Origin of the sequence: Enterobacter cloacae complex sp. IR5458 (genome assembly GCF_049238025.1) — a bacterium.
GTDB classification, from domain to species: Bacteria; Pseudomonadota; Gammaproteobacteria; order Enterobacterales; family Enterobacteriaceae; genus Enterobacter; species Enterobacter kobei.
In genome coordinates, this window is record NZ_JBMKIF010000010.1 from 132,975 (window position 1) to 141,188 (window position 8,214).

8 protein-coding genes and 1 tRNA gene are annotated in these 8,214 nt (G+C 54.0%); 8 read left to right on the top strand and 1 reads right to left on the bottom strand.

Going from position 1 to position 8,214, the window contains the following annotated elements; genetic code table 11:
* The first annotated feature begins 120 nt into the window (after positions 1–120).
* Positions 121–1,368, top strand: coding sequence for an L-methionine/branched-chain amino acid transporter (yjeH, locus tag ACOTYN_RS11065; RefSeq protein ID WP_047343823.1), 1,248 nt, complete (start codon positions 121–123; stop codon positions 1,366–1,368).
* Between the two features lie 24 nt (positions 1,369–1,392).
* On the opposite strand, the gene ACOTYN_RS11070 is transcribed toward yjeH, so the two are convergent.
* Positions 1,393–1,857 (bottom strand): FxsA family protein, encoded by a 465-nt coding sequence (locus ACOTYN_RS11070; protein ID WP_014882199.1) that lies wholly within the window; start codon positions 1,855–1,857, stop codon positions 1,393–1,395.
* A 335-nt stretch (positions 1,858–2,192) separates the two neighbouring features.
* On the opposite strand from ACOTYN_RS11070, the gene aspA reads away from it, so the two are divergent.
* The 7 genes from aspA to ACOTYN_RS11105 all read left to right on the top strand — a co-directional run.
* The gene (gene aspA / locus ACOTYN_RS11075; protein WP_003855923.1) at positions 2,193–3,629 is read left to right on the top strand and encodes an aspartate ammonia-lyase; all 1,437 of its coding nucleotides are present in this window, start codon (positions 2,193–2,195) and stop codon (positions 3,627–3,629) included.
* A gap of 115 nt (positions 3,630–3,744) precedes the next feature.
* Positions 3,745–5,046 (top strand): anaerobic C4-dicarboxylate transporter, encoded by a 1,302-nt coding sequence (locus ACOTYN_RS11080; protein WP_023331834.1) that lies wholly within the window; start codon positions 3,745–3,747, stop codon positions 5,044–5,046.
* 113 nt (positions 5,047–5,159) lie between these two features.
* The gene (gene cutA, locus ACOTYN_RS11085) at positions 5,160–5,483 is read left to right on the top strand and encodes a divalent cation tolerance protein CutA (protein ID WP_014882197.1); all 324 of its coding nucleotides are present in this window, start codon (positions 5,160–5,162) and stop codon (positions 5,481–5,483) included.
* The gene (locus tag ACOTYN_RS11090) at positions 5,459–7,162 is read left to right on the top strand and encodes a protein-disulfide reductase DsbD (RefSeq protein WP_063434352.1); all 1,704 of its coding nucleotides are present in this window, start codon (positions 5,459–5,461) and stop codon (positions 7,160–7,162) included. The genes cutA and ACOTYN_RS11090 overlap by 25 nt, the downstream gene beginning before the upstream one ends.
* Before the next feature lie 49 nt (positions 7,163–7,211).
* Positions 7,212–7,787 (top strand): transcriptional regulator, encoded by a 576-nt coding sequence (locus ACOTYN_RS11095; protein WP_023331831.1) that lies wholly within the window; start codon positions 7,212–7,214, stop codon positions 7,785–7,787.
* A gap of 127 nt (positions 7,788–7,914) precedes the next feature.
* Positions 7,915–7,990 (top strand) — tRNA-Phe (locus tag ACOTYN_RS11100).
* Positions 7,958–8,214, top strand: a 257-nt coding sequence (locus ACOTYN_RS11105; RefSeq protein ID WP_421634675.1) for a hypothetical protein, incomplete at its 3' end; no start/stop codon positions are given. The genes ACOTYN_RS11100 and ACOTYN_RS11105, both read left to right, overlap by 33 nt.

An 8,214-nucleotide genomic window follows, 5' to 3' on the forward strand; every position in this document is an offset into this window, starting at 1 on the left:
TTTTCCGACTAGTGCCCTGAGAGATGGGGATAGCTTTTTCCCCCTTCAAGGGGGAGTTGAAAAAAAATTTTGCGAAAGTGTTACCATCCCCTCTCTTTTGGTATTGGCAGGACGATGTCAATGAGTGGACTTAAACAGGAGTTGGGACTGGCGCAGGGCGTTGGCCTGCTCTCAACCTCCTTGTTAGGTACGGGCGTATTTGCCGTACCCGCACTGGCGGCGCTGGTAGCAGGCAATAACAGCCTGTGGGCGTGGCCGGTGCTGATTGTGCTGGTGTTTCCGATAGCCATTGTGTTTGCCATCCTCGGGCGGCACTTCCCTGACGCAGGCGGTGTGGCGCACTTTGTCGGGCTGGCTTTTGGCCCGCGACTGAAGCGTGTTACCGGCTGGCTGTTTCTCTCGGTGATCCCGGTGGGTCTTCCTGCGGCATTGCATATTGCAACCGGCTTTGGACAGGCGCTGTTTGGCTGGCATAACGAGCAGCTCCTGCTGGCTGAACTAGGTACGCTGGCCATCGTCTGGTGGGTGGGCTCACGCGGCGCCAGCTCAAGTGCAAACCTGCAGACGCTGGTTGCGGTACTGATTGTTGCGCTCGTCGCGGCTGTCTGGTGGGCGGGCGATATCACAATTAAGGACATTCCCTTCCCGGCAGCGACAAACATTGACCATTCACAGCTTTTCGCCGCCCTTGCCGTTATGTTCTGGTGTTTTGTGGGTCTCGAAGCGTTCGCCCATCTGGCCTCTGAATTTAAGCAGCCTGAGCGCGATTTTCCGCGCGCGCTAATGATTGGCCTGCTGCTGGCAGGAACAGTTTACTGGGCCTGCACCGTGCTGGTATTGCACTTCAACGCATTCGGTGCGGATAAAGCGGCTGCCGCGTCACTGCCGGGCATAGTGGTACACCTTTTTGGCGTAAAAGCGCTGTGGGTCGCATGTATGATTGGCTATCTCGCCTGTTTTGCCAGCCTGAATATTTATATCCAGAGCTTTGCCCGTCTGGTGTGGTCGCAGGCGCTTTATAAGCCTGAAAGCCGTCTTGCGCAGTTGTCCAAACGTCAACTTCCGGTGAATGCACTGAATACCGTGCTGGGCTGCTGCGTGTTGAGTACGCTGGGTATTTACGTACTGAAAATCAATCTGGATGCCCTGATCGTCTACGCCAACGGCATTTTCATTATGATCTATCTGCTGTGCATGCTGGCGGGCTGTCGTCTGCTGGAAGGCCGTTATAAAGCACTGGCGGTCGTCGGGGGTGTGCTTTGCCTGCTGTTGCTGGCAATGGTGGGATGGAAGAGTGTGTATGCCATCGTCATGCTGGCAGGGCTGTGGCTGTTTTTACCGAAGCGGCAAAATCCGCAGGCCCGGTGAGCGATGCGCCACCGGGCATAAAAATCACCGATCGTCTTTGTGGTCTAAACGGTCGTGCTGTTCATCCTTACGCTGATACTCCCCTTCAAACGTATCGCCCGGGCCCGTACTGAAGCCACCACCCGGCATACGGCTAAAACGCAGATGCGGCAGCAGCTTCATGGTCAGGTGTTTTTGCACTGGCGGCAGAAGCAGCAAAAGGCCGAGGAAGTCGGTAAAGAAGCCAGGCAGAATAAGCAGCAGACCCGCGATAATCAGCGACACGCTTTTGATCATCTCTTCTGCCGGGCTTTCGCCTGCAGCCATCTTCTGCTGCATTATCAGGAAATTTTTGAAACCCTGGTTACGCACCAGCGACATGCCGATGACGGAGGTGAAAATCACCAGAACCAGCGTCAGCAGGACGCCCAGTACATGGGCAACCTGGATAAAAATGGAAATCTCAATGTAAACATAGAGAAAGAAAGCAATAAATGGTATCCAGCGCACTGGCATCTCCTGTAGGGCAGGTGCCGTCAGGCCCCTGTCTGAATGTGTTCGCGACGCGCGTTTGTATGAAATGGTGGCAGTTAGCGAAAATTCAATCGGTTTGCACGGATATTTTTTCTGGAAATATTAAAGCGGTGACACATTTCACAGATTAATAATTATCATGGAATCGGCTCGATAATAAGTGATCCAGCTTACGGCAATTCGCTATCATCAGCATATGATCTCGAGCATCTGGCTGATTGAGGGAATAATCGTCGGTCAGAAAATATTCAAAACCACATATATACTGTGTGTTTAGTACAATCCATCGGCAGCTTGAAAAGAAGGTTCACATGTTAAACAACATTCGTATCGAAGAAGACTTGTTGGGTACCAGGGAAGTTCCAGCGGATGCCTACTATGGTGTTCACACTCTGAGAGCGATTGAAAACTTCTACATCAGCAACAGCAAAATCAGCGACATCCCTGAGTTTGTCCGTGGCATGGTGATGGTGAAGAAAGCCGCAGCGCTGGCCAACAAAGAGCTGCAAACCATTCCTAAAAGCGCGGCAAATGCGATTATCGCTGCCTGCGATGAAGTGCTGAACAACGGCAAATGCATGGACCAGTTCCCGGTTGACGTCTATCAGGGCGGCGCGGGTACCTCCGTCAACATGAATACCAACGAAGTACTGGCAAACATCGGCCTGGAGCTGATGGGTCATCAGAAAGGTGAATACCAGTACCTGAACCCGAACGACCACGTTAACAAATGCCAGTCCACCAACGACGCCTACCCAACCGGCTTCCGTATCGCGGTGTATGCCTCCGTGGTGAAACTGGTGGACGCCATCAACCAACTGGGCGATGGCTTCCAGCGTAAAGCGGTTGAGTTCCAGGATATCCTGAAAATGGGTCGTACCCAGTTACAGGACGCAGTGCCAATGACGCTGGGCCAGGAATTCCACGCATTTAACGTGCTGCTGAATGAAGAGACCAAAAACCTGCTGCGCACCTCTGAGCTGCTGCTGGAAGTGAACCTGGGCGCAACCGCCATCGGTACGCGTCTGAACACCCCGGATGGCTATCAGCAGCTGGCGGTTCAGAAGCTGGCTGAAGTGTCCAACCTGCCGGTCGTGCCTGCGGAAGACCTGATTGAAGCCACCTCCGACTGCGGCGCGTACGTGATGGTACACAGCGCACTGAAACGTCTGGCGGTGAAACTGTCCAAAATCTGTAATGACCTGCGCCTGCTCTCTTCCGGCCCGCGCGCTGGCCTGAACGAAATCAACCTGCCAGAACTGCAGGCGGGTTCGTCCATCATGCCAGCTAAGGTGAACCCGGTCGTGCCAGAAGTGGTGAACCAGGTTTGCTTCAAAGTCATCGGTAACGACACTACCGTGACGATGGCCTCCGAGGCCGGTCAGCTGCAGCTGAACGTAATGGAGCCCGTGATTGGCCAGGCGATGTTCGAATCTATCCACATCCTGACTAACGCCTGCTACAACCTGCTGGAAAAATGCATTAACGGCATTACCGCAAATAAAGAAGTGTGTGAAGGCTACGTTTACAACTCTATCGGGATCGTCACCTACCTCAACCCGTTCATCGGTCACCATAACGGTGACATCGTCGGTAAGATTTGTGCCGAAACCGGTAAGAGCGTGCGTGAAGTGGTGCTGGAGCGCGGACTGTTGACCGAGGCTGAGCTGGACGATATCTTCTCCGCCCAGAACCTGATGCACCCGGCATATAAAGCGAAACGATATACCGATGAAAGCGAACAGTAACCGTTCAGGCTAGGCTTTTAAAGGCACGTCACTTGTGACGTGCCTTTTTTCTTTTTAGGTGTTACCAAAATACAACAATTCAATATCAACTTGTTAATAAGCAAGGCAGGTCCTTATGTTTGGAGCAGAACTCGTCATCGTCTTGTTGGCGATTTATTTGGGAGCAAGACTCGGGGGTATCGGCATCGGTTTTGCCGGCGGTCTCGGGGTGCTCGTTCTTACCCTTATCTTTCAGATTAAACCCGGCGCAATCCCCTTTGACGTTATCGAAATCATCATGGCAGTTATTGCCGCTATCGCCGCTATGCAGGTGGCAGGCGGTATGGACTACCTGGTGAGTCTGGCGGAGCGTATGCTGCGCCGCCATCCTAAATACATTACCTTCCTTGCCCCGCTGGTCACCTGGTTTATGACCATTCTCGCGGGAACTGGCCACACGGCGTTCTCCACGCTGCCGGTGATTACCGAAGTGGCAAAAGAACAGGGGATTCGCCCGTCTCGTCCCCTCTCTATTGCCGTCGTTGCGTCTCAGATTGCCATCACCGCGTCGCCGATCTCTGCCGCCGTGGTCTTCTTCGCCGGTATCCTGGAGCCGATGGGCGTGAGCTACCTGACGCTGCTGGCGATCTGTATTCCGGTGACGCTGATTGCGGTCATGATTACTGCCGTGTTGTGTAACTTCCTCGGTGCCGAACTGAAAGACGATCCGGTTTACCAGGAGCGTCTGGCAAAAGGTGAAGTGAGACTGCGCGGTAGCCAGGTCTTCGAACTGAAGCCGCACGCAAAGCGCTCCGTACTGCTGTTCCTGATTGGTATCGTCGCAGTGATGTTCTACGCAACCGCCATCAGTGACACCGTGGGGCTGATTCAGAACCCGGTTCTGCCGCGTAACGAAGCGATTGTGGTGTTCATGCTGACTATCGCGACGCTGATTAGTATCACCTGTAAAATCGACACCAGCGAAGTGCTGAACGCCAGTACCTTTAAATCCGGTATGAGCGCCTGCGTGTGTGTACTGGGTGTGGCATGGCTCGGCGATACTTTCGTGAAGGCGCATATAAGCGATATCCAGACCGTAGCCGGCGACCTGCTGCACAACTACCCGTGGCTGCTGGCGGTCGTGCTGTTCTTTGCTGCGACCCTGCTTTACTCCCAGGCAGCAACCACCAAAGCGCTGATGCCTGCGGCACTCATGTTAGGCGTAACGCCGCTGACGGCGATTGCCTCTTTCGCAGCCGTTTCCGCACTGTTCGTTCTGCCAACCTACCCAACCCTGCTGGCAGCGGTTGAAATGGATGACACTGGCTCTACCCGTATCGGTAAATACGTGTTTAACCACGCGTTTCTGATCCCGGGCGTGGTGGCAATTACGCTTTGCGTCATCCTCGGCTTTATCATCGGTGGCATTGTGCTGTAAACCTTCAGCCGTTGTAAAAATAGTTAAAATCGGGCCGCACTGCGGCCCGATTCATTAATGACCAATCGTCTTGCGTGATATAGTGAAGACTTTCGTGATGAGGAGGTCGACTTGTGAACACGCCTGATGCCGTTGTCGTACTGTGTACCGCCCCTGATGAAGCCTCTGCCCAGGATCTCGCCGCCAAAGTGCTGGCCGAAAAATGGGCAGCCTGCGTAACGCTCCTCCCCGGCGCAACCTCCCTTTATTACTGGGAAGGCAAACTGGAGCAGGAGTACGAAGTCCAGATGTTGCTTAAAACCAACCGGGCGAACCAGCAGGCGCTCCTCGACTGCCTCAAGTCTCATCATCCTTACCAAACTCCAGAGCTGCTGGTGCTGCCAGTGCTCCATGGCGATAACGACTATCTCACATGGCTCAACGCTTCCTTACGCTGATCCTGCTGCTGTGCAGCACATCAGTATTTGCCGGGTTGTTTGACGCACCCGGCCGTTCAAACTTTATTCCTGCCGACCAGGCGTTTGTTTTCGATTTTCAGCAGAACCAGCACGATCTCAATCTGACCTGGCAGGTGAAAGAGGGTTACTACCTTTACCGCAAACAGGTCAGCATCACGTCCGCAAAGGCTAACGTCGGCGCATTGCAGATGCCCGCGGGCGAGTGGCACGAGGACGAGTTCTACGGTAAGAGTGAAATCTATCGTCAGCGCTTAAACGTCCCCGTCACGGTGAATCAGGCGGATAAAGGCGCCACGCTGACCGTGACGTATCAGGGCTGTGCCGACGCGGGCTTCTGCTATCCTCCTGAAACGAAGGTCGTTCCGCTTACTGAAGTTAAAGCGGCTGCCTCCCCTCTCCCCTCAGGGGAGAGGGCCAGGGTGAAGGGAGAAGGCGAAGCCACTTCAGATCTTCCCTTCTCAGCGTTTTGGGCGCTACTGATTGGTATTGGCATTGCCTTTACGCCGTGTGTACTGCCCATGTACCCGCTGATCTCCGGGATTGTGCTAGGCGGTAAGCAACGGCTTTCCACCGCCCGGGCGCTGCTGCTGGCTTTTATTTATGTCCAGGGCATGGCATTAACCTACACGGCGCTCGGCCTCGTGGTCGCCGCCGCTGGATTGCAATTCCAGGCAGCGCTTCAGCATCCTTACGTGCTTATTGGTCTGTCAGTTGTCTTTATTCTTTTGGCGCTGTCGATGTTTGGCCTGTTCACTCTGCAACTGCCCTCTTCGCTGCAAACCCGCTTAACGCTGATGAGTAATCGTCAGCAGGGAGGATCTGCAGGCGGCGTGTTCGCAATGGGTGCAATTGCCGGGCTAATCTGTTCACCCTGCACCACTGCGCCGCTCAGCGCCATCCTGCTGTACATCGCCCAGAGCGGCAATATGTGGCTCGGTGGCGGAACGCTGTATCTTTATGCGCTGGGGATGGGTCTGCCGCTCATTCTTGTGACGGTCTTTGGTAATCGTCTGCTGCCGAAAAGCGGACCGTGGATGGAGACGGTGAAAACCGCGTTTGGTTTTGTCATTCTGGCGCTACCGGTGTTCCTGCTGGAGCGCATCATCGGAGACGAGTGGGGAAGGCGTCTGTGGGCGATGCTTGGCGTCGCATTCTTCTCCTGGGCATTTATCGTCAGCCTGGGGGCGAAAAAGCCATGGATGCGCCTTGTGCAAATCCTGCTGCTGGCGGCTGCACTGGTCAGCGTGCGTCCGCTGCAGGACTGGGCATTTGGCACGCCGGTGGGTCAGACGCAGGCGCATCTGGACTTCACCCGCATTAACAATGTCGATGAGCTCAATAGCGCCCTGGCTCAGGCAAAAGGTAAACCGGTGATGCTCGATCTCTATGCTGACTGGTGTGTTGCCTGCAAAGAGTTTGAAAAATACACCTTTAGCGATCGTCAGGTACAAAGCGCCCTGAAAGAGACGGTATTGCTCCAGGCAAACGTCACGGCCAACAATGAGCAGGATAAGACTCTGCTTAAGCACCTTAACGTACTCGGGCTGCCAACCATTTTATTCTTCAATGAACAAGGAGAAGAGCAGCCAGAACAGCGTGTAACCGGGTTTATGGATTCAACGGCATTCAGCGCGCATTTGCGCAATCGCCAACCGTAAACAACACTTTAGACGGGACATACCGTTGGGAATAGCGGAGGAGATAACCGTGCAACGTGAAGACGTACTGGGACAAGCCCTGCAATTACTTGAGATTCAAGGGATCGCCAGCACCACGCTTGAGATGGTAGCCGACCGTATCGATTACCCTCTGGATGAGTTAACGCGTTTCTGGCCGGATAAAGAGGCCCTGCTTTATGATGCGCTGCGCTACCTTAGCCAGCAGGTGGATATCTGGCGCAGACAGTTGATGCTTAATGAAGAACTGACGGCTGAGCAAAAGCTGTTGGCTCGCTACACCGCCCTGACTGAATGTGTCAGTAACAATCGTTATCCGGGCTGCCTGTTTATTGCCGCCTGTACATTTTATCCCGATCCCGGGCATCCAATACATCAGCTGGCGGATCAGCAAAAGCGTGCGGCGCATGACTTCACTCACGAGCTACTGACAACGCTTGAAGTGGATGACCCGGCAATGGTCGCTAAGCAGATGGAGCTGATACTGGAGGGTTGTCTGAGCCGCATGCTGGTGAATCGTAGCCAAGCCGATGTGGATACGGCGCACCGCCTGGCGGAAGATATTCTTCGCTTTGCTCAGTGTCGTATGGGCGGGGCGTTGACGTAAGCGAATCAGCGAAATTTGGTCTTTTCGGCGCGTAAACCGCCAGATTGCCGCAAAGTTAAGCAATTGAACAGCTTTCCCCGAAATAATGTTGACGATAAGGCGCGATTGCGGTTTAATGCGCTCCGTTGCCCGGATAGCTCAGTCGGTAGAGCAGGGGATTGAAAATCCCCGTGTCCTTGGTTCGATTCCGAGTCCGGGCACCACTATTTAAAGAACCCAGCCTATGGCTGGGTTTTTGCTTTTCTGCGTTTATAAATCCCTTCTTTTATATTCTTGCTTCTCTTTCCGGTGAGATCGCGCAATCTGCTTTGCCGGATGGCGGCTTTGCCTTATCGGCCTACGGGAAAGTTTCAAGGAGAGGAATAACGCCCAAAGCAAAAAACCCCGCACCTTACGGTACGGGGTTCTTCTTGATTGATGCCTGGCA

What these genes read in the sequence shown, in the direction of transcription:
- yjeH (WP_047343823.1), top strand. Translation starts at nt 121, where the DNA reads ATGAGTGGACTTAAACAGGAGTTGGGACTGGCGCAGGGCGTTGGCCTG.
- aspA (WP_003855923.1), top strand. Translation starts at nt 2,193, where the DNA reads ATGTTAAACAACATTCGTATCGAAGAAGACTTGTTGGGTACCAGGGAA.
- ACOTYN_RS11080 (WP_023331834.1), top strand. Translation starts at nt 3,745, where the DNA reads ATGTTTGGAGCAGAACTCGTCATCGTCTTGTTGGCGATTTATTTGGGA.
- ACOTYN_RS11090 (WP_063434352.1), top strand. Translation starts at nt 5,459, where the DNA reads ATGGCTCAACGCTTCCTTACGCTGATCCTGCTGCTGTGCAGCACATCA.